Origin of the sequence: Bacteroides sp. 3_1_13, assembly GCF_001185845.1 — a bacterium.
GTDB lineage: Bacteria > Bacteroidota > Bacteroidia > Bacteroidales > Bacteroidaceae > Bacteroides > Bacteroides xylanisolvens.
This window is the reverse complement of the sequence record NZ_KQ236956.1, coordinates 2,233,192-2,254,614: the sequence shown is the minus strand read 5'-3', so window position 1 is coordinate 2,254,614 and position 21,423 is coordinate 2,233,192. Positions and strand designations below refer to the sequence as shown.

The window sequence follows — 21,423 nt, the reverse complement described above, 5'->3', positions numbered from 1 at the left end:
TAATAAATCTAGGCACGAATTACGCTGATGAACACTGTTGCTTTATCTATGCGTCATTTTGAAAAAAAACGTAAAATCCGTGCCTGATAATAGATAATTATTAGGCAAGAGTACTTAAAACAATAATGAACTTTAAAACAACATAGATTATGGATTACGAAATTATTCATCAGCCCGAACAGCATTTGTTTAAGACAGAAGTAGACGGTCGTACCGCCTTTGTACAATATCGCCTCTTAGGTGATTCTCTCGACATCATTCACACCATCGTGCCCCGCCCGATAGAAGGCCGCGGAATAGCCGCTGCATTGGTGAAAGCTGCGTATGACTATGCAATAGCCAACGGAATGAAACCGAAAGCCACCTGCTCTTATGCGGTGAAATGGCTGGAACGCCATCCGGAACTGAATGGCAATAGTGATTGATTTCAGTGAAAAAGCTTTAGAATGTAAAAATGTGTCGAGATATGGTTTTAGGTTATTTTCGACACATTTCTATATTCATGATTGATTATTTCCATCTCTTCAACTGTGGGAAGAACTCTTTCATCGTTTTACGTGCTTCTTCCACCGTGTATTTCACTTCCGAGTCTTTATTAAACTCGTCGATATAATTCAGGTTGAGTTCGATCATTTCGTCCATCGTACACTCTTTCGTGAAATGTCCGTCCGCATAGCAATAGTGGCAATAATCCTGATTCTTGCTACCGTCTGCTTCTTTTCCAAAAGTTGAGTCGTCTATCGGCATACCGCAACTCTGACAAATTTTTTGTTCCATCTTTTTTTGTTAGATTATAAGTTTATGTTACAGGACAAATATAGGTAGAATTATTGGAATAGGAGTTATCTGATCTTGCTAATTACCTGTTCATTTCCCGGCTTGTTCACTTTTGGGGTTAATTTGTTTTTACCGGCAGGCGTTTCCACATCCAGCGGGGAATCATTTTCCAGAAAAACACCAGAATCCGGTAACGCCAGTCGATTACTGCTACCCGTTGTTTGCGCTTCAGCGACCAGGAGATATGACGGCCCACTTCGGCGGCATCCATCAGCAGTGGATAATGCTTTCCGTCATTCAGTAAATCGGTGGCTACAAATCCGGGACGAATATCGGTAAAACGGATATGTAGCTTTTGCAGGTGTGACAGTTGTTCGAGCGCATCTATATAAGTGTTTTGAAAACGTTTGGTGGCGGAATAGGCAGGAGCAACTCCGAGCCCTTTCGTTCCGGCAATGGAACTGATAACGGCGAGGTGTCCGCCTCCGTTTTTCTTGAAGTACATGAAAGCGGTATCTACCATTCGGATAAAGCCTTCTACATTGGTGTGTGCTGTGTTCAATTCTACTTCCATGTTCAGGTCCATATTCTGGAAACCGATGCCGGAACTAAGAAGAAACAAATCCATGCCGCCTAGTTTGTCGATGAGCAGATTCAGCTTTTCGCTTGCATCCTCTTGGGTTACGTCTAATGCTTGGATTTGAATTTGATCCGGTGCTGCCCGTTGCAGGTTTTCGAGAGAAGATTGCCGTCTGCCGGCTACTCCGATTTTCCAGCCTTCCAGTAACAGGCATTTTGCAACTTCTTGTCCGATACCGGAGGTGGCCCCTATGATAATGGCTTTTTTCATTACTGATTTTTTTTAGTAAGTTATAGGTTCAATAAATGTCGTATGGTTTGCCAGGGTGCATAGAACAACATTCTCGGTCCGGAAAAACGCATTACCTGTCGCATTCGTTCGCGCAGGACAGGCTTGTAGCAATGTACCGTGCACTCTTTGCATGCACCCTTTTTCTCTCCAAACGGACAACGGTCGAGACGGGCATGCGCATAGCGAAGCAGCTCTTCACAGTCGGTACAAAGAGTCTTGTTTTTTTCTTTTTTCCGACAATAGAGGCGGATCATTAACTCTACTGTTTTCTTTTCGTGTGCGATGCGTGATACCTTCATCTCTTTCTTCTTTACACTTTGGATTGACAAAGATAGCGAAGATTATGCAGAATCACAGGCGTATTTTGTTAAAATGTATCTTTCTGGTGGGTATTTTCTTTTCTGATGGTAAATCATGAACAGGCTTTTTGAAACATCTTCTGAAGAGCTTGTGGATGACGGAAACAATCTGTATCTTTGCGGCATGAAAAAGTTATTATGTCCGCAATGCAAGATTGCAGCCATGTATGTGAAGAATGAACAGGGTGAAAGACTACTGGTTTATGTGCTCGAAAATGGTGAAGTCGTTCCCAAATATCCGGAAGATTCGATGGAAGAGTTCGACTTGACAGAGGTTTTCTGCCTGGGTTGTTCGTGGCATGGTTCGCCTAAACGACTTATTAAGTGATTAACTGTTTAATGAGTTAGTGATTAATGATTAACGTATTATGCAATATTGAATTGCAGCACATATACCGCATGGCATTAATCACTAAACCGTTAATCACAATTTTTTGATTTATGTCAACTAAAAGAGGGACGGGAAACAAGGATTAATTCGTTGGATTTTATGTATCTTTGCGCCCAATTTTAGAACATAGACGTATGGCAACTTCTAAAGAAATGACGGCGGGGCCGGCATTACCTCTCATTTTAAAGTTTACACTGCCGCTTTTACTCGGCAATCTGTTGCAACAAACGTATTCGCTTGTTGATGCTGCAATTGTAGGAAAGTTCTTGGGAATAAACGCGTTAGCTTCTGTTGGAGCCAGCACGTCAGTGGTATTTCTCATTCTCGGATTCTGCAATGGATGTTGCGGAGGGTTCGGAATACCCGTTGCGCAGAAGTTTGGGGCGCGGGATTACAGTACGATGCGCAGTTATGTGGCTGTCAGTCTGAAACTGGCTGCGGGAATGTCGGTGGTAATTGCACTTCTCACCTGTATTTTATGTGAGGATATTCTTCGGATCATGCGTACACCGGAGAATATTTTTGAAGGGGCTTATGCTTATCTGCTTGTCACTTTCATCGGTGTGCCGTGTACGTTTTTCTATAATCTTCTTTCGAGCATTATCCGTGCGTTGGGAGACAGTAAGACGCCTTTTTGGTTTCTGCTGTTTGCTGCTGTTCTGAATATCATTCTCGACTTGTTCTGTATTCTGGTACTTGACTGGGGAGTGGCGGGAGCTGCTATTGCTACTGTCTTTTCGCAAGGATTGTCGGCTGTTCTCTGCTACATTTATATGTACCGGAAGTTTGAAATATTGCAGGGTACTCCGAAAGAACGCCGGTTCCAGTCTAAACTGGCTAAGACGCTGCTCTACATCGGTGTGCCTATGGGATTGCAGTTTTCTATCACGGCTATCGGCAGCATCATGCTTCAGAGTGCGAATAATGCCTTGGGAACGGCGTGTGTGGCAGCCTTTACGTCTGCTATGCGCATCAAGATGTTCTTTATCTGTACGTTCGAGAGTTTGGGCATTGCGATGGCTACATATAGCGGACAGAATTACGGAGCAGGTAAACCGGAACGTATTTGGTTGGGAATCAAGGCTAGTGCTCTGATGATGATTATTTATGCGGCTTTCACGTTCCTTCTTCTGATGGTAGGGGCTAAATATTTCGCGTTGATCTTCGTAGACCCGTCGGAAACGGAAATTCTGCTGGATACGGAGTTGTTCCTGCATGTCTCCTGTATGTTCTTCCCGATGCTTGGTTTGTTGTGCATCTTGCGTTATACCATTCAGGGAGTGGGCTTTACCAATCTTGCCATGTTCTCCGGAGTGGCGGAGATGATTGCTCGTATTCTTGTCAGTCTCTATGCCGTACCGGTATTCGGTTTTATTGCTGTCTGCTACGGTGATCCGATGGCTTGGATAGCGGCAGACTTATTCCTCGTGCCGGCCTTTATCTACGTTTATCGCAGGTTGAAGAAGCAGGTATTTACGAATAGTCAGGTTACGCAAACGGTGGCATGATTGCCGGTTGGTGGTTTGCGTAACCCGACTTGCAGTTTACATAACCCGGTTTGCAGTTTGCATAACCCGGTTTGTGGCTTGCGTAACCTGGTTTGCTTTGATTTTATTTCGGATATTTTAATCTTGTACAGGGTATAGCGGGTTTCCGCTTTCGTCTACCTCTGTCCATTCTTTCACACTGACATTGGCGAATGAGATGGAGTTTTCATTGATAACTGCCCGGAAAAGGTATGAATTTCCGGCTGACAGGAGGTTGTTGGGTGGAGTGAGCGGAGTGGTGTAAGTACGTGAAAAGCTTTCTCCGTTTACCATCAGCTCCAGTGTCAAGGTCATGGGAGAGGAGCTCTTTACGGGTAGCATGATATATTGTACGGTGAAGTCGTTGATTCCCATATCGGCTGCTTTGTCATAGCTGACTTCCGAAGTGATGATACCTGTTGACAAATCCATGATTGCGCCCGGTTTCGGTGGGGTGATGGTAGCGGAAAGTATCTTGTTTAAAGTGATATTTTCTCCTCCGGCGATCGCTACAACTACTTGCGTGGCTGCGTGTTGGTAGGTTATGGGGATGTTTACCTGTGAACTGGCGATGTCCTGATGAACCGCGTGCCACCAAAGATAATCTACTCCGTTGGATAAAGGTTCGGATAGTCCGTTGGTGAAAGTGGGCGCCGGGCTGGTGGAATTGCATGATACGGCATAAAAGCTATAGATAGCATTGCTCAAATACATTTTATATCCTAGATTTCCTGTCAGCACACCGGGGGAGGAGGTGACATAGTTGCCTTGAGCAACGGGAGCGCCTGTGATATTGTTCGATGTGTTGGCTGTATAGGCACACAACCAGCTTTGAAGTCCTTTTCCCATGGGGGACATGGCTCGTGTGATGTTTCGTCCTTCTACGGAAGCACTGAAAGTAATCAGCGCATTCTCTTTGGCCGGGTTGCCGTTGTTGTCATCATTGCCGGAGCCGGATGAACCTCCGTTGTTTTCTTCGTCAGGATAGTTGATGTAGATATTGTTTTTGGAGCAGGCTCCCAGTAGCAGCATTGCTAAAGCAGATACAGCTAAATACTTTGTAATGCGGAATTTGATGTCCATAGTCAGGTTCTTTTTGAAAATTAGTAATTACCCCTATATACATTTCAAAAAGAATTTGGTTCATGGCTTAATCATATTTTTTATGGAAATCGGCCTCTTTCTGTATGCAGAGAATGTCTCCGTATATGGGATGGCGGAACTCTATATATTCGGCATGGAGGTATAGTCTGTCTGCTTTCTTTCCGTAGAGTTCGTCTCCAAGTATGGGGCATCCCAAGCCTTCCGGATGGGCGGCGTGTACTCGTAACTGATGTGTGCGTCCGGTCAATGGATAGAAGACAATCCGGGTGTATTTTCTTGACTCATTGATACTCCTTTCTGATTCATCAATCCTGTTTGATTCGTTGAAAGTGTTTTCAGATTCACTGGTAATTCTTTCAGATTCACTGATGATCTGATATTCTGTAATCGCTTCTTTCCCATGTTCGCTACTGACCATTTGCCGAGGGCGGTCGAGAGGATTCAGACAAAGAGGGAGTTCGATTCTTCCTGTATTTCCTGTTCTTTCTGTTCTTTTTGTCTTTTTGTCTTTTTCTACTTTTTCTGTCCTTTCTGGTCTTAGTTCTGTATTTTCTAGTGCTAAATCAGTTCTTTCTACTTTTGCTGTTTTTTTCGTTGATACAGTTTCCTCTGCTATTAATGTTGTTTCCTCTGCTATTGGTTTTGTTTCCTTCTCCTTCTCTGTCTGCACTATCACCCCATCCAACACCGCCACATAGCGTTTCTTAATACTTCTGTTTGCAAATTGTGCCTGTAAATCCCGATGTACCTCTTTTGTTTTGGCAACGAGCAATAATCCTGAAGTAGCCATATCGAGCCGGTGTACAATCATGGGGCCGGTAGCTTCGGGATACTTCTTCTTCAAACGATGATAGACTGAATCTCTGTCCTCTGCTTTTCCCGGAACGGACAACATCCCTGCCGGTTTATTGACTACCAGTAACCATTCATCCTCAAACACGATTTCCAGTTCTTCCTCTTCATGAACAGGGTTCAGCAGAGGATTCTCGTCTACCTCCAATCCTTGCAACATGTGTTGCAGAATCGGTTCGCACTTTCCTTTGCAGGAAGGATAATAATATCCGTGATGCCGGATTTCGTTTTTAGGAGAGTCGCCCCACCAGAATTCAGCCATAGCCAATGGCTTTAATTGATGAAGATACGCATATTGCAATAACTTAGGCAAAGCACATTCACCCGCACCGGCAGGAGGAACTTTCTGAACCGTTTGCTCGAAAATAGTATATAAATCTTTCACCTCTCCTTGGGCATTTAGCATCCGGAATTGCTCGAATAACTTTCTTTGTAAAGCTGCTGAACGTTCTTTTCGTTCGGTTTTCAATCGCTCTATTTCAATATCGAAGTGCCTGACTTCCGTTTCGAGCTCTTCCAATCGTTTCTTCCATTCCTTTTCCAGTCGTTTGTATTCCGCTTTTTGGTATTGGCTTTCCCGAATCAGGGAGGCTTGTTCTTCTTCGGAAAGCTCCGGAGATGACTGGCGGCGAATCTCTCTCGCCTCCTTTGCCATTTTAAGCTCCGCTTTTGCTTGATTCAAAACAGCTTTAGCCTGTTCCGTTTCTAACTTCCATTTCTCTTTTGAATCGAGATAAGAACTACTGTTTTCCAGTTCACGAATACGGATATTAATGGCAGAAATCTGTTCTTCTTCGATTTTGAAGAATCCCTCCGGTTGTAATAGGTCATAAACAGGAGGAACGAAATAAGGATGCAGATTCTTTCCGCCCAGATTGCCGGAGAAAGCTGCAAGATAACCAATCTGATTTTCTTCGTTGTTTGTTATTCCGTTGTCCGTTTGCACAATCAACACTCCAAACATCTTTCCGGAAGCCAATTCCTCTTGCCATTCTTTCCGGCTTGCAATATATTCTTTCACTTCTTCCGCAGTCAACACACACAATGGATGAGGTGTATAATGGAAAGGATAAGTGAATTTTTCCGGCAACGCAAGGTGAGAAACGGGTTTCTTGAAAAAATGTATCATCGGTTTATATATATGAATGTGATTACCTTTGCAAAAGTAACGTAAATCCGCGAATTTTATTCTATATTTGTTTGAGAGTTTGAGTGAGATAACGTGGACGTTTGAATGAAATTGTATGGATAGGATAGAAGAAAAACCAAAATTTGCCTTTCTTGGCAACAGTCACATGGCTTTTTGGGCACTGGATATCTATTTCCCACAATGGGAATGTCTGAACTATGGGGCTCCCGGTGAAGGGCTGGCCTATGTGGAGTCTTTTGCGGTAGACACTTCCGATTGCCAGGTCGTTGTTCAATTCGGAACCAATGATATTTATCAGTTGAACGATGAAAATATAGATGAATATGTAGAGCGTTATGTAAAAGCGGTTCTTGCCGTCCCTTCACTGAAAACATATCTTTTCTGTATTTTTCCGCGTAATGATTACGATGATTACAGTACGGCTGTAAATAAATTTATCCAGGTCCTTAACCGGAAGATACACGAAAAATTGCAGGGAACAGATATTGTTTATCTGGACGTATTCAATCGTTTATTGCAGGATGGCAGGCTGAATCCGGAGTTGACTCTCGACGATTTACATTTGAATGGTAAGGGGTACAGTATTCTGACAGAAGCACTGAAACAGGCTTTCAGTTTGTAAAACATACCTAAATACTTCATTCCTTGCTTTTATTTATAAATTTGGTGGCATATCAGTTTATTTTTCCTATTTTTGTCCCCAATTTAATAGTAAATAACCCCCATAAAAACGATAAGACTTATGGAAAAAGTAATTATCAATTCGTACGAAGAATTCGAAAAACTAGTAGGCCAACAGATAGGTGTTTCCGATTATGTGGAACTCTCGCAGGAACGTATCAATCTTTTTGCTGATGCAACGCTGGATCATCAATGGATTCATGTAGATACGGAACGTGCTAAAGTAGACAGCCCTTATCATAGCACGATTGCTCACGGCTACCTGACATTATCCATGCTTCCTTATTTGTGGAATCAGATTATCCAGGTGAATAACCTGAAAATGATGATTAACTACGGCATGGACAAAATGAAATTCGGTCAGGCTGTATTGTCAGGACAGAGCATCCGTCTGGTGACTACTTTGCACTCGCTGACTAATCTGCGTGGTGTGGCAAAAGCGGAAATCAAGTTTGCTATCGAAATAAAAGACCAACCGAAAAAAGCACTTGAAGGAATTGCTGTGTTCCTTTATTATTTCAATTAATAATAAGCTGAAAAAGACACAGATTCTATCTACTTGTGATAGTGACGGTATATGACAAGGATACCGTCACTATCGCAAGCGGATACCGTCACTATTTTTTTTCTGCATCAATCTCTTATATATCAGTCTTTTTTGTATCAATCTTCTCCACGCCAATCAGGGGGCTGACGTTGACTTATCATGAATACCTACAACGATTTTTATTTGAGTTGTCAGTAAGCATAAGTTTATGTACATTCCCGTTTACCCCTTTACTCCCATGAATCTGAACGGCTGTGCCGGTTTAAAGTCTTTGGTTGCATTTCCGTGATAAGTTTCACCATTGGCGATAGATAATTTGAGTACCGGAGCCCCTTCTGACAAGTCGATTTCCCGAAGATTTACCCAGAATGTATTGGGAGTCAGGCTCGATTCGAAGAAATAGAGCAGATTCTTACTATCCGATACCGTTCTCCATTGTGTGGTGGAAATTTCCGGAAATTCGGGAGTGGATATGCCATAAGGAACAGAAGTATTACGGATAACGCTGAATACGCTTGCTATGGCTATTCTCACATCATCTGTTTGGGGCAGGGCATTAATATAAAAACTGGCTCTTGCAAAACGGTCGGATGGACGGTTGGTTCCGGGCAGGAAGCTCAATCCTCCTATTGATTTCCAGTATTCGTTTAGTGCCAGTTGCTTGTTGTAGGTAGGGGAGTTGGTCATCACTTTGTACTCCTTGCTGTGGTAAACAGTCAGCTTTCCACCTGTATATTCGAATATCGCACAATCGCCCGTTGCGTCGGAAATAGATAAATGCAAGGTTGCCAGGCGGGAACCATCCGGCATCAGGTCCGATACCACTTGGAAAGTATTTTCATCAATGGCGGCCACGGCCTCGTCTACGGTGGCGAAGTTATCCAGCATATATTGCACCCATGCAGTAATGGCAAGTCCCGGTTTGCTTTGATCCCTGATCGGATATTCTGCTTCGGGCAACCATAATAGATTGGCAACCAAACCTTTCTCATTCATCCCGTCTGTGCTGGCAATCTCGAAAGCCGAAGTTACCACACTGCCATACTTGGACGTCCATTTCAGGGAGTTGGCTCCCGTTTCTCCATTTCTTTCCATACCTTTGGGAAATACCCAAAGATTACTGTGCATTTCTGTTTTCCAATCCATAGACCGGCCGGTTGCCACCATTCCATTCTTTCCCGAATAAACGACTCTTGTACACATAATTTTAATTTCTAGTTAAAGGTTTATTATAAGCTGCTTTTCCAGGGAATCCAACGGATGCGAATTCATTCCGCAAAAACATATTCTCAAAACAATAACGTTCCATTTATGTTTTAGATAAGTATCAGATATTAATAAAGTATCAAAAAAACAGGTATTATGTCATTAAGTAATCTTCTCATTATATTTTCGTCATCGTTTATGGCGCTTTTTCCGGTGATAAATCCTCTGGGAAACGGTTTTGTTGTCAATGGATTTTTTACAGATCTCGATCCTCAACAGCGGAAAGCGGCTATTCAGAAACTGACGTTCAATTTTATAATGATTGGTGTAGGGACGTTGGTGATAGGGCATCTGTTTCTATTGATTTTCGGTTTGGCTATTCCCGTTATTCAGTTGGGAGGCGGAATACTGATCTGTAAGACGGCAATGGAGTTGTTAGGTGATTCGGGTTCTACTGATAAAGGAGAAGCCAGTCAGAATGTAGATGGTTTCAGATGGAAGAATATCGAACAGAAGATTTTTTATCCCATCACGTTTCCTATCAGTATCGGACCGGGTAGCATATCGGTCATCTTTACTTTGATGGCGTCCGCCAGTGTCAAAGGCAAACTATTGCAAACCGGAATTAATTATTTGGTCATTGCGCTTGTCATTATCTGTATGGCGGCTATCTTTTATGTATTCCTTTCACAAGGACAGAGGTTCATTCAGAAATTGGGACCTGTGGGAAATCAAATCATTAATAAGCTCGTAGCCTTTTTTACTTTCTGTATCGGTATTCAGATTTCAGTGACGGGTATATCTCAAATATTCCATCTGAATATACTCTGATTGATAGGTATATTCTTATTTGACAGCTAAATACGAATTTGTACTTATTGAAATGAAAGTGATAAAAACAATCAATTTTTCTTTGCTTTCATAGCCTTTAGGGTGTTTCTTCGTACAGAGCGGATGGCAGGAACCACTAAGTCCGGTTCCATGATTTCCAGCATGGTACGTAATTCCTGTTGCAGTTCCGGGATGGAGCGCGTCAGTTGATAAGCCAGTTTCATGCAGAGAGATTGCACACCGGCTGGTTCTTCACGTGATATCATGTGTTCCATGCAGAAATCGAGGAAATCCACTCGTGGCGGGTCGGCGGCAGGTTGCTGGCATATCAGGTTCAGGATCATTCTCCGCTTTCCCGAATGTGGACAGGTCATGGCGGCATCAATCAACTCGTCCTGTCGTTGGCTCAACCATTCTACATCTGCTTTGGAGAAATGGGTACATACCCACAATGCCTGATAGGAAACAATGTGGTCTTCGTCGAATATCAGTTGGTAGATTTCTTCTCTAAGACGCTTGTCGTCCTGTATGAAATGAAGTACTTCTCTGATATCTTCAATGTGTACACGTTCGGATAATCTGGCACGTAGGTTCATGTTTCTTTTCTTTTATCATTAAATTAGCTCAACAATTGCTTGGGGAACTTACTCAACTGATGTTTGTTTGATATTAATTTCTGTCACCGGTATTCGCTTCCGGCAGTTGTAAATGAAGAATGGGGAAAGGTTTGCCCATGCTGTCCGTTTCATCTCTGCCAATGATCTGGAATCCCAGATGGAGATAGAATTGGAGTGCCTTTTCATTCTGTTCGTTGACATCTACTTTATCCATCTGTTTTTTGTCTCTTGCGTATTCTATTAATCGTTTGCCGTATCCTTTTCCCTGCTCGTCAGGATGTACAAACAACATTTCGATCAGTTCGTCGCTTAGTCCCATGAAAGCGGCAATCTTTCCGTTGGCATTGCGGATAACAAAAAGTTCAACGACTGGTAGATAATGTTCCCGCATCAGTGGTTTGTAAAACTGGATATCTTCTTCCGTCAGGAAATCATGCGTGTGACGGACGGACGTTTCCCATACATGGAGGATTTCTTCATAATCTTCCGGAGTAGGTTGGGAGATGCCGGGGAGATAATAACACTGGTGGTCGTAGATATTTCCGTTGTAAGTCAGTTCTGCCTGATGGAGGGTTCCTTCATAGATGAAACCGTTCTTTTTCAGGACTTTCTGTGAACGTTTATTATGTGGATAACAAGTGGCAGTGATGAGGCTTAGTTTCAACTTTTCAAAACCGTATTTGAGAACGCCTTGCACTGCTTCAGTCATATATCCTTTGCCCCAATAAGTCTCGTCGAGCCAATAACCCAACATTCTCACTTGTGGGTTTTCCCGTTTGGGATCGGGGATGATTCCTACGGAACCGATCAGTTGTTGCGTTTCTTTTAGTATCATTGCCCATATACCCTCCTGATTAATAAATGTGGAATGGAGTATACGGCGGGACTCTTCCAATGTCCGGTGGGGCGGCCATCCGGCATTGTTCCCCAAATTCGGGTTTTGGCAACAGGCGAAAAATGCTTCTGCATCTTTTTCTTCAAAAGGGCGGAGAAGCAAGCGTTCTGTATCGAGCGTTACGGAATGAATACTTTCTGTTTCGGTGTTTGGTCTAGCTTCAGCTTCCGGTCCAACTTCAGTTTCAGTTCCGATTGCTGTTTCTGTTTTTCCTTCCCCTTTTCCTTCTCCTCCTGTTATTTCCTGATATACACATTCAATCCGATTTCCATCAGGATCGAGCACAACACTTTCAAAGTATCCGTCTCCCGAAGTACGCGGTTCACCGGCGATGGTATATCCTTCCGAACGCATCTGCTCGGTGAAACGTAATACTTCTTCCTGGCTGGGAAAGGTGAAAGCAAAGTGTGTTAGTCCGACCCTGTTTTCTTCAATGGGTGTGTTTTGTACGTCTGTACGACTCATGAGTTCCAAGTCAGTTCCCTCTCCGAAAGAAACAAAGTATGACTCAAATCCTTTCTTGGGATTAATGTATTTCTCATTGCTTTTTCCTCCGAAGAAACGGACATAAAATTCTTTTAATTCTTCCAGCCGGAAGGTCCAAATGGCAATATGATGCAGTTTCATATAAATGTTTTTTTATTCCTATTACTTTTTACTTTGTTTCAATCCTGATTCGCACCGAACGTGTTTTGTGTCGTTCTTAATGCTGTATTACGTATTCGTAAACGATGCGGGAAATATCGGCGATAATCTTACTGTTCGCCTGACTGTTTTCTTCAGAATCCTTCACGAAGACAGCTATGCTATAAATACGTCCATCGGGTAAAAGAACGAAACCGATGTCATTACAACCAATCTGCTGTCCTTTCGCATTACGGTCTCCCGTTCCGGTTTTGTGACCTACGGTTACTTTTTTATCAAGCAACGGAGCAACCAAACGGTCTTGCCCGGTTTGACATTCCACCATTGTCTGATATATAAAGTCTTTGTACACTTTTGCAAACAAGGGTTTCTTGCGGAATATCTCCAATAATTCGGCAGCAGCTAACGGAGTGGTCCAGTTTTGATAACACAGATTCAAGTCTTCGTGCATCGCTGTTTCTGTTCCGACGATGGCGCACTCCCGAACTCCTAATGAATGGATATACCTATTCACAGTTTCCGGACCACCTTGATAGTTGAAAAGAATATCGCAAGCATTGTTATCGCTCTGCTGAAGTGTGTATCTTAACAGGTCGGCAATACTCATTTCAATTCCTCCTTGCGGATATTTATCTCGCAGCGGACTGTAAGTATCTGGCTTTAAATCTGATTTTTTGATTGGCAACCGGGTGTCCAGTGATTGTTTTTTCTTTCCCATATAATCGGCCAATGCCAACGCCTGATGAAACTTGAATACGCTCATCAACGGGTAGTGAATGTCATTATTGACAGTTACCGTATCTTTTCCGTTAATAATAACGGCAATCCCTATTTCAGCTTTCTTATCTTTGATTGCCTGTTTCAACTGTGTTTCAAGTTTGCTTTGTTGGGCAAGCAGGAGGGTGGGTACTAAACAAAGAAGCACTATGAATGAACGCATAATCAATTTCCTCTTTTAACGGGTTACTAATTCTCTATTGAAGTCACAAAGGTATAAATAGTAATTGCCTTTGCAAATTCTCATCCCAAAATAGTGATGTCGGATAAGAAATTCCTACTTTTGTGAATTAATCAATAAGTGAATAGATATTATGTTAAAATGTCAGTCGGAATTGTTTCAGCCGTCATTGAAATTGGTGGATGGCTTGAAGATGAATACAAAAGAGGAATTAAAGAGGATGGCGAAAATTTTGCTTTTACCTGTTCCTACCAAGTTGCACAAGGATGAGTATGTAACTTATTTTGCAGAAGCTGTTTTGACCTGTCCTGAAATGTGGCTTTCCCGGTTGACGCATTATGAACTGGCATTACTTGATAAGTTAGTGAAAGCGGGATCTGGTAGTTACGTAGAATGTACAAATTCTTTTTTGGTGACTACTTTGGAAACTCTTTCTTTCATAGCAACGGACTGTAGTCACATGGATGAGAGTAAAGTCCGTTATATGATCTGCGATGAATTGCGTGAGGCAGTAGCTCCTTATCTGAATAAACTGTTGACTTCCCAAAAGCAATCTGTTCGTTTTATGATAGAACAGTATGCCTGTGGAATCGTAAATTTATATGGTTTTCTCTCTTATTCGGACTTATTGTATATACTGGTAGGCTATTTGCAGCATTCAGTGACAAAAGAAGAAATAGCTGACAGTTTGGCTAATTCGGCATTGATACAGCGATTAACCTTTGAAGTGGAAGATGGTTATAATACAAATCTTTACATAGAGTCTCCTTTTTTGGATGATTTTGAATCTTTGGAGGAGCAATTGTATCTGCGCCGTGATATACCGGACAGGAAGAAGTTTTCTAAAGAGGAAGCCTTTTCAGCGGGCATGATGCCATTGAGTATCATTCCTAATCCGTGTTGGGATGAATTGAAGGAGTATATGATGAAGAAACTGCGATATACGGAAGAAAAGGCGGATAGTAGTTTGGCATATTTGTGGTTTACTGCTCAAACGGAAGAAAATTCAATGTCTATTATTACTTCAATGATTAGCCACAAACTTTCTTCCATGCAGGAGCTACAAGAGGCCATTGAACTATTTATGGATTATGTGAATCATTGTCCCCGTTGGTTCTTGAAAGGTTATTCTTCAGAGGAGGCATTCGTTTTATTTCAAAAAGACAAATTTAGAAAGAATCCTCCCCGCATTGTTGCAGGCCCGAATATGAAGGCTGCCGGTATGGACATTACTCCGGAAATGCAGGCAAGGATAGACAATCTGTTTCGTGGCATGCCTTCCGAACACACGGTCGGAAGGAACGATCCTTGTCCCTGTGGAAGCGGGAAGAAGTATAAAAAGTGTTGTGGCAGAAATAATTAAGAAAAGGACGATTGCGGAAGAATATCCTGCAACGAGACGTATTATGGATTTGGAAGAACAGTGAATTAGATGAGTACTTTTCGTTCCATAGAAGAACTGGTCAAGAGTCTCGACCGGGAGAAAGAGCTCTTGAAAGAAATGTTTGCTAAACGGAAATCTCTTTCGTTCCGTTATGATTATGCGCTTGAAATGACGGAGTACAAAGAAGAGCGTATCCGCTATCTGATAGACTATGGAGTCATCCGGGACACTGGCGACTTCCTTGAAATGGAGGATATTTATCTGAAATTCTTTGAAGATGTACTCGAAGTAAATGAAGAAATCAATGTATCTTTCGTGCAGGATTACCTGACACGACTGAATGAAAACATTGACTATTACTTGAAAGAGAATAACGAACAACGTAAATACAACTACCAGCGTGAAGTGAAACGCTGCCTGAAAAACATCGCTCTGACTACAGTCCGCAATGTGATGGATCTGAAAAGAAACATGGATAATACCTATAAGAACGAACCTAATTATAAGATAAAAAAGACTAAACTTGTCCGCCTCGATGAGAAACGGAATAATATTGCTCTGCTGATTCGTAAAAGTGAGGAATTGATAGACTACGGACAGCCTGTTTTCTTCCGGGTGGCGATGGACGTACAAATGCGGAATGTAGTAAGTGACGTAAAACTTCAGCTAAATGACTCGTACCATAATCTGATTGAAATCCAGAAACAAATCATCCATTATCTGAATCTGATAGATTATCAGAACCGTATCTTTGAGAAAGTAAAGAAGTTGAAGTACTTGAAAGATCAGTTTCTGTTGGAAGAACATACCAGTATCCGTTCGGTTGCAGCGCAAAAGAATCCCGTCTGGATGGAGCCGCAGGTTGGTTATCGCATCAAGCTTTCCATTGATAATCTACGGACTTCCGATGAGGCTTTTCAGATTTTGAAGAAACTTGTCGCGCGGCAGAGAAATTCTCCGAAAGGAATGAAACAACTGGCAGATGCCATTCCGGAAGGATATCTGGATGGGCAGTCGCAAATGATAGATACCGTAAACTTGCAGGAGGTGCATAATTCATTTATGGCATCCAGCACCCATCTGTTCTCTTTTGTGATGAACTATCGCTACCGGAAAGAGGTGACACGTGGAGAGAAATTAATCTTTTTCTGCCAACTGGCATCACAGTATGCCGACGAACTTCGCTTTACGGATACTTATGAAATCTCCGACGAAGTGGAATACCCTTTAATATATGCCAAATGACGTATGCTGAATACTAAACACAGATGACCATGAAATACACTGAAGAGATATTTAATATACTTAGCAAAGGGGGATTCATTTCTTCCAACAGTGTCTCTACCCAAGTAAAACGCTTGTATGATGCCATTGAGGAAGATTTACCCGATTATTATGATTATTACAAAGGTATCGGCTTCTATCTGGAAGGCGGTGACGGTTATTACTACTTTACCCGCAAGGAATCGAAAGTCGATTTGGAACGTAAACTGGAGGCGATTCAGAAGTGGATTGATTACCTGAGTTTCCTGAAAACCTATCATTCGGCATTCGGCCCGGGATTCCTGTTCCGTGCCGCTGATATTGAGATTCAGATAGGATGCGATATTGAACTGAAAGAAAAGGCAACCAAACTGTTTTCGGATAAGAAGAAATATGATGAGGTAGTCGGCAAACTGCTGAAAGAACTGGAGAGCATAGGACTGATAGAGAAAGAAAACGAACTCGACGGGACATATAAAGTTTTGTCGGCTTTCCATTATATGGAAGACTTGGTTGATTGTATCACAATTTCAGAGGAGGTGCAAGATGAGATACCTGAATAAGATTATTTTTCTGAACAGTGCCCATATTCCATACGCAGAAGTGAAGTTGGATGGGAACGTACATTTTATAGGTACGCAAGGTGTCGGTAAGAGTACGCTGCTCCGTGCCATCCTCTTCTTTTACAATGCTGACAAACTAAGACTGGGTATTCCGAAGGAGAAGAAAAGCTTCGATGCTTTTTACTTTCCATACGCCAATTCTTACATTATCTATGAAGTGATGCGGGAGAATGGGGCGTATTGTGTGGTAGCTGCCAAATCCCAGGGACGGGTGTTTTTCCGTTTTATTGATGCGCCATTCCAACAGGACTGGTTCATTGACGAACACAATGTGGTACATTCCGAGTGGGGACGCATCCGCGAACATATCGGTTCGAAGATTCAGATTACTGCACAAGTGACTAGTTATGAAATGTATCGGGACATTATTTTCGGTAATAACCGCAAGCATGAAATGATACCTTACCGCAAGTTTGCCATTGTGGAAAGTGCAAAATATCAGAATATTCCCCGTACGATACAGAACGTCTTTTTAAATTCCAAACTGGATGCTGACTTTATAAAAGATACCATTATCCGTTCGATGAGTGATGAGGATATTTCTGTCGATTTGGACTTCTATCGTAGCCAGATAAAGGAATTCGAGCAGGAATACAGGGACGTGATGCTTTGGTTTACAAAGAACAAGAATGGAGAAGTGCCTGTCCGGAAGATGGCGGAGAAAGTAATGAACGCCTATCGTGACTTGATTTATACTCAAAAGCAGATTGGTGAAGGGCGTGCGGAGCTTAACTTTGCGGAGAAACAGGCTTTGCATGAGATTCCGTTAGTGAAGGAAGAACAGGCTAAAGCGGAGACGGAACGTGAACGGTTGCTGCGGCTTATGGGTGAACTGCAACAAAAGTACACCAATGAGCGTGATGGCTTAATTAGGGATATAGGTATAATAAACGATTTGCTCAAAAAGATACGTGAGAAACGTCTGCATTACGAGCAGATGCGGATTGAAGAAATCATCAAACGGGTATCTTGCGAAGAATTACTGATTCAGGAACTTGAACAAGTCCGGAATATGAAATCGGAACTGACAAGGGCTTATGAGGATGTATTGAGCAAGTACCGATTGCTGTTTGAGAAACTGGAAGCTGATTTCCGTACTTTTGAGAATAGCCAGCAAGCACGGATAAATGCTCGGAATGCGGAGATTGCCGGCAAGCAGGAAGAATTGATGCAACAGCTTCGTGTGGAAGAAGAAAAAGTAAGGGTAACGCAAGAAGAGAAAGTGCAGACTGTGGATAATCGTATCCGGCAGTTGCGCGATGAACAGTCACAGTGTAACCTGAAACTTCAAAAGGTGAAATACGAACATCCCCATCAAAAGGAAATGTCCGATTGTGAAGACGGTATCAACGAACTGCGCAAAAAGGACAAGGAACTGGAACTTAATATTCGTCAGCAACAAGGAGAAATAAAGCAGTTGAGGCAGGAGTGCGAATGGAAAGTGAAAGAATTGAAATGGGAATTTCAGGCAAAGATGGAGATCGTTCGCAAAGAGCGGAGTGCGATTGAAGAACAGTTGCAAATATTGGAGGCCTTGATTGAGAAACGAAAAGGTTCTTTGTGTGAATGGCTGGAGAAGAACAAACCGGATTGGCAGGAGACGATAGGCAAGGTGGCGGATGAGGAACTGGTGTTGTACAACAATGAACTGCAACCTCAATTAGTGAATAAGGAAGCTACTTTGTTCGGCGTTTCACTCAATCTGACAGCAATCGAGCGTTCTGTCCGCACTCCCGAGGAAATGAAGCAGGAGCGCGATAGGCAACAAGCAGCCCGGCAACTCTGTACCGACCGTCTCACCCGACTGACGGAAGAAGAGGGGGAAGCTGTTTCTTCTTTGGAGAAGAAGTATTCGAAGCAAATACATAGTATTTTGGAAGAACAACATCTGATGGAAGCCGAGCGAATGCAGATTCCTGCAAAATTGAAGAATTTGCAGGCTGATTACGCCTCATGGAAGACGAAGGAAGAGGAATGGAAAAGAGGATGTACCGAAGAATTACAGGCGCAACTGAATGATATCGGTCATCGTCTTTATGTGGCGGAAGGCGAGAAGGAGAAGCATTTGGCGGAACGGGAAAAACTGTTGAAAGCCTGCCGGAAAGTGTATAATGACAGCAGGACGGAACTCCGGAAGGAACTGGAGGAGTTTGTTGCCGGCATTCAGCAAGAGATAGAGCGGATGAAACAGCAAACTGCGGAGCGGAAAAAGGAATTGAAGCAGGCGCAGGAGAATGAATTGAATGGAAAGGGTGCTGATACGGTCACTATCCGCAAGTATGATGACAGGCTTGCCGAAATAAATAAAGAATTAGATTATATAGGTAAATCCCGCCCGCAAGTTCTTTATTTTGAAAGAGACAAGGAGGAACTGTTTGATAAAGAACCTGCTACGCGAAGCCGGAAGAAAGAACAGGATGCGAAGCTAGTTGCATTGGACGAACGTTTCGCTCTGAAAAAGGAGAAGTTGCAGGTTCAGAAAAAAGGGGCGGACGAGCACCTCGACCGGATTAACAAGGAATTGCACTTATTGGAGGATGGATTGAATAAAGTGGATATGTTCCGGAAAGATGAAACTTTCTGTCCGCCTTCTGTGACAGAAATAGGAGAAAAGCCTACTCGGAAAAATTGCGATGTTATTGTGGAAGAGTTGAAGTCGCTCATCGTATCCACTATCAGAAAAACAGAAGAATTCAAGAAAGCGGTGACGCAGTTCAATGGAAACTTCTCGTCAAAAAACACGTTTCATTTCCGTACGGAACTGGTTGGAGAACAGGATTACTATGATTTCGCTTCCAATCTGTGCGAGTTTGTGGATAATGATAAGATTTCCGATTATCAGAAACATATCAGTGAACGGTATACGGATATAATCCGCCGGATTTCGCAGGAAGTGGGAGGACTGACCCGTAATGAAAGCGAGATACACAGAACAATAAAGGATATCAACGACGATTTTGTCAAGCGGAATTTTGCCGGAGTAATAAAGGAAATAGCTCTTCGCCCGCTTCAGAGCAGCGATAAACTGATGCAGTTATTGCTGGAGATTAAACGGTTTAGCGATGAGAACCAATATAATATGGGAAAGGTTGATTTGTTCTCGCAGGATTCCCGTGAAGATGTCAATGCGGTGGCTGTCCGGCATTTGTTGTCGTTTATGAAATTCCTGCTTGACGAGCCGGGACGCAGGCGGTTGGCGCTTGCCGATACATTCAAACTGGAGTTCCGCGTGAAAGAGAATGATAATGACACGGGATGGGTGGAGAAGATTGCCAATGTAGGTTCCGACGGCACGGATATTCTGGTAAAAGCCATGGTCAATATCATGCTGATTAATGTGTTCAAAGAAAAGGCGTCACGTAAGTTTGGTGACTTTAAAATCCATTGTATGATGGATGAAATAGGCAAGTTACACCCCAACAATGTGAAAGGTATTCTAGACTTTGCCAATTGCCGGAATATATTGTTGGTAAATAGTTCTCCCACTACTTACAATGTGGAAGATTATCGTTATACCTATTTATTGAGTAAAGACGGGCGGTCAAACACACAGGTTGTCCCATTGTTAACCTATAATAAGATAGAAAAATGAGTGGCAGTTTATTTACATTGGCGATGGCGAGGCTGGTTCTGAAAATGCTGGGCGGCGAGCTCATACCTTACACAAAGTTTGATGGACTGATAGCAAATAGATTAATGGATGAGGGAATCATCACTATTGTTCCCCGAGGGAGTAAGCGTAGTTTTCGTATGATTGACCCGGAAGGATGCCGTATCTACATCTCCCAGAATTATACTTCCGGCATGGAGCTGGAAGATTGGATTGAGATGAAGAACTGTCCGGATGAAGTGTCACGTTCGGAGCAAGTGGCGAAGGCGGGGGACTCTAAATTGAGATATACCCGTACGTTCAAAGGTTTTCTCCTCAATTGTTATACGCCTATAGAAGCTACTTTTCATGGCGAACCATGTGTTCTTTCTCCCTTGCAAGGTACTTCTATCTTCATGCAGGATTACGAATATTTCCGTATTCCTGAAGATGTTGTAGTAGTGGGTATAGAGAATGGAGAGAATTTCCAGCATATCCGTGCCCAAAAATACTTGTTTGAAGGAATGAAAGTTCTTTTCGTGTCCCGTTATCCGCAATCGAAGGATTTGTGTAACTGGCTAAAGATAATTCCCAATCGCTATATTCATTTCGGAGACATAGATTTGGCTGGCATTTCTATCTTTTTAAATGAATTCTATGTCAAATTGGGCAACCGTGCGGAATTTTTCATTCCTGCGGATGTGAAGAAACGCCTCAAGGACGGAAACCGGCAGCTTTATGATAATCAGTATTTGCGTTATAGGGCTATGTTGGTTTCTGACGAACGTTTAAGGCCATTGGTGGCAATGATTCATAAATATGGGAAAGCGTATGAACAAGAAGGATATATAAAGTATTAAATTAGTCATATCAGCATCTCTATGAAATAAAAAGGTTCTTAATCAAATTCCGTGCTAGTAAAGCTCATTGAAAGGCCGATGGATAAAGGGATATCGGCATATTAGAAATAGCAAATAAATTATCCAAACTATATGCATCTTAAAGTACTCCGGAATAGCCATGAATAAGGTAATTGAACATAAATAAGTAGCACGGAATTTGAAGAAGAACCAATAAAAAATAAAATATATCTGTCATCTGTCACGGATTGTAATCTAACTTGCAGAGTATAAGTATTTAATAGTGTGACAGCA

Annotated in this window: 20 protein-coding genes; 11 read left to right on the top strand and 9 right to left on the bottom strand. The window is 42.4% G+C overall.

What is annotated here, in order from left to right:
• Window positions 1-149 precede the first annotated feature (149 nt).
• A complete protein-coding gene (locus HMPREF9009_RS21615) occupies window positions 150-425 on the top strand; it encodes a GNAT family N-acetyltransferase (RefSeq protein ID WP_004314771.1) in 276 nt (91 codons plus the stop codon).
• An 85-nt stretch (window positions 426-510) separates the two neighbouring features.
• Here HMPREF9009_RS21615 and HMPREF9009_RS21610 read toward each other — a convergent pair whose 3' ends face one another.
• From HMPREF9009_RS21610 to HMPREF9009_RS21600, 3 genes are all read right to left on the bottom strand, one after another.
• A complete protein-coding gene (locus HMPREF9009_RS21610) occupies window positions 511-777 on the bottom strand; it encodes a zinc ribbon domain-containing protein (RefSeq protein WP_008021111.1) in 267 nt (88 codons plus the stop codon).
• Between the two features lie 118 nt (window positions 778-895).
• Window positions 896-1,627 (bottom strand): SDR family NAD(P)-dependent oxidoreductase, encoded by a 732-nt coding sequence (locus tag HMPREF9009_RS21605; protein ID WP_049703238.1) that lies wholly within the window; start codon window positions 1,625-1,627, stop codon window positions 896-898.
• Between the two features lie 20 nt (window positions 1,628-1,647).
• Window positions 1,648-1,947: a nitrous oxide-stimulated promoter family protein gene (locus HMPREF9009_RS21600; protein ID WP_049703237.1), complete on the bottom strand. Its 300-nt coding sequence runs from the start codon at window positions 1,945-1,947 to the stop codon at window positions 1,648-1,650.
• A gap of 184 nt (window positions 1,948-2,131) precedes the next feature.
• Between HMPREF9009_RS21600 and HMPREF9009_RS21595 the strand changes: the two genes are divergently transcribed.
• Together HMPREF9009_RS21595 and HMPREF9009_RS21590 are read left to right on the top strand one after the other, a co-directional pair.
• Window positions 2,132-2,335: a hypothetical protein gene (locus HMPREF9009_RS21595; protein WP_232313694.1), complete on the top strand. Its 204-nt coding sequence runs from the start codon at window positions 2,132-2,134 to the stop codon at window positions 2,333-2,335.
• Between the two features lie 197 nt (window positions 2,336-2,532).
• A complete protein-coding gene (locus HMPREF9009_RS21590) occupies window positions 2,533-3,906 on the top strand; it encodes an MATE family efflux transporter (RefSeq protein WP_004314776.1) in 1,374 nt (457 codons plus the stop codon).
• Window positions 3,907-4,023: 117 nt separating this feature from the next.
• Here the strand turns inward: HMPREF9009_RS21590 and HMPREF9009_RS21585 are convergent, their stop codons facing one another.
• Window positions 4,024-5,007, bottom strand: a complete 984-nt coding sequence (locus HMPREF9009_RS21585) for a fimbrillin family protein (protein WP_004325099.1) — start codon at window positions 5,005-5,007, stop codon at window positions 4,024-4,026.
• Between the two features lie 67 nt (window positions 5,008-5,074).
• A complete protein-coding gene (locus HMPREF9009_RS21580) occupies window positions 5,075-7,009 on the bottom strand; it encodes an RluA family pseudouridine synthase (protein WP_049703235.1) in 1,935 nt (644 codons plus the stop codon).
• A 115-nt stretch (window positions 7,010-7,124) separates the two neighbouring features.
• On the opposite strand from HMPREF9009_RS21580, the gene HMPREF9009_RS21575 reads away from it, so the two are divergent.
• Both HMPREF9009_RS21575 and HMPREF9009_RS21570 read left to right on the top strand, forming a co-directional pair.
• Window positions 7,125-7,652, top strand: a complete 528-nt coding sequence (locus tag HMPREF9009_RS21575) for an SGNH/GDSL hydrolase family protein (protein WP_049703234.1) — start codon at window positions 7,125-7,127, stop codon at window positions 7,650-7,652.
• Between the two features lie 120 nt (window positions 7,653-7,772).
• The gene (locus HMPREF9009_RS21570) at window positions 7,773-8,237 is read left to right on the top strand and encodes a MaoC family dehydratase (protein WP_004308264.1); all 465 of its coding nucleotides are present in this window, start codon (window positions 7,773-7,775) and stop codon (window positions 8,235-8,237) included.
• Between the two features lie 243 nt (window positions 8,238-8,480).
• Here HMPREF9009_RS21570 and HMPREF9009_RS21565 read toward each other — a convergent pair whose 3' ends face one another.
• Complete coding sequence (locus HMPREF9009_RS21565) at window positions 8,481-9,461, bottom strand: linear amide C-N hydrolase (RefSeq protein ID WP_008021122.1); 981 nt, start codon at window positions 9,459-9,461, stop codon at window positions 8,481-8,483.
• Between the two features lie 159 nt (window positions 9,462-9,620).
• Here HMPREF9009_RS21565 and HMPREF9009_RS21560 point away from each other — a divergent pair, with 159 nt between their 5' ends.
• The gene (locus tag HMPREF9009_RS21560; RefSeq protein ID WP_049703233.1) at window positions 9,621-10,295 is read left to right on the top strand and encodes a MarC family protein; all 675 of its coding nucleotides are present in this window, start codon (window positions 9,621-9,623) and stop codon (window positions 10,293-10,295) included.
• A gap of 71 nt (window positions 10,296-10,366) precedes the next feature.
• On the opposite strand, the gene HMPREF9009_RS21555 is transcribed toward HMPREF9009_RS21560, so the two are convergent.
• From HMPREF9009_RS21555 to bla, 3 genes are all read right to left on the bottom strand, one after another.
• A complete protein-coding gene (locus tag HMPREF9009_RS21555; protein WP_049703232.1) occupies window positions 10,367-10,891 on the bottom strand; it encodes a hypothetical protein in 525 nt (174 codons plus the stop codon).
• A gap of 73 nt (window positions 10,892-10,964) precedes the next feature.
• Window positions 10,965-12,434, bottom strand: a complete 1,470-nt coding sequence (locus HMPREF9009_RS21550; protein ID WP_049703231.1) for a GNAT family N-acetyltransferase — start codon at window positions 12,432-12,434, stop codon at window positions 10,965-10,967.
• Between the two features lie 76 nt (window positions 12,435-12,510).
• On the bottom strand, window positions 12,511-13,392 hold the full coding sequence (gene bla / locus HMPREF9009_RS21545; protein ID WP_049703230.1) for a class A beta-lactamase, subclass A2: 882 nt from the start codon (window positions 13,390-13,392) through the stop codon (window positions 12,511-12,513).
• 151 nt (window positions 13,393-13,543) lie between these two features.
• Between bla and HMPREF9009_RS21540 the strand changes: the two genes are divergently transcribed.
• From HMPREF9009_RS21540 to HMPREF9009_RS21520, 5 genes are all read left to right on the top strand, one after another.
• A complete protein-coding gene (locus HMPREF9009_RS21540) occupies window positions 13,544-14,773 on the top strand; it encodes a YecA family protein (RefSeq protein ID WP_049703229.1) in 1,230 nt (409 codons plus the stop codon).
• Window positions 14,774-14,842: 69 nt separating this feature from the next.
• On the top strand, window positions 14,843-16,039 hold the full coding sequence (locus tag HMPREF9009_RS21535) for a hypothetical protein (RefSeq protein WP_004320669.1): 1,197 nt from the start codon (window positions 14,843-14,845) through the stop codon (window positions 16,037-16,039).
• Between the two features lie 29 nt (window positions 16,040-16,068).
• Entirely contained in the window at window positions 16,069-16,620 is a 552-nt protein-coding gene (locus tag HMPREF9009_RS21530; protein ID WP_004308256.1) for a condensin complex protein MksE, read from the top strand.
• Complete coding sequence (locus HMPREF9009_RS21525; protein ID WP_049703228.1) at window positions 16,604-20,272, top strand: ATP-binding protein; 3,669 nt, start codon at window positions 16,604-16,606, stop codon at window positions 20,270-20,272. The genes HMPREF9009_RS21530 and HMPREF9009_RS21525 overlap by 17 nt, the downstream gene beginning before the upstream one ends.
• Window positions 20,269-21,129, top strand: coding sequence for a DUF7281 domain-containing protein (locus HMPREF9009_RS21520; RefSeq protein WP_004314783.1), 861 nt, complete (start codon window positions 20,269-20,271; stop codon window positions 21,127-21,129). Before HMPREF9009_RS21525 ends, HMPREF9009_RS21520 begins: the two co-directional genes overlap by 4 nt.
• Window positions 21,130-21,423 lie beyond the last annotated feature (294 nt).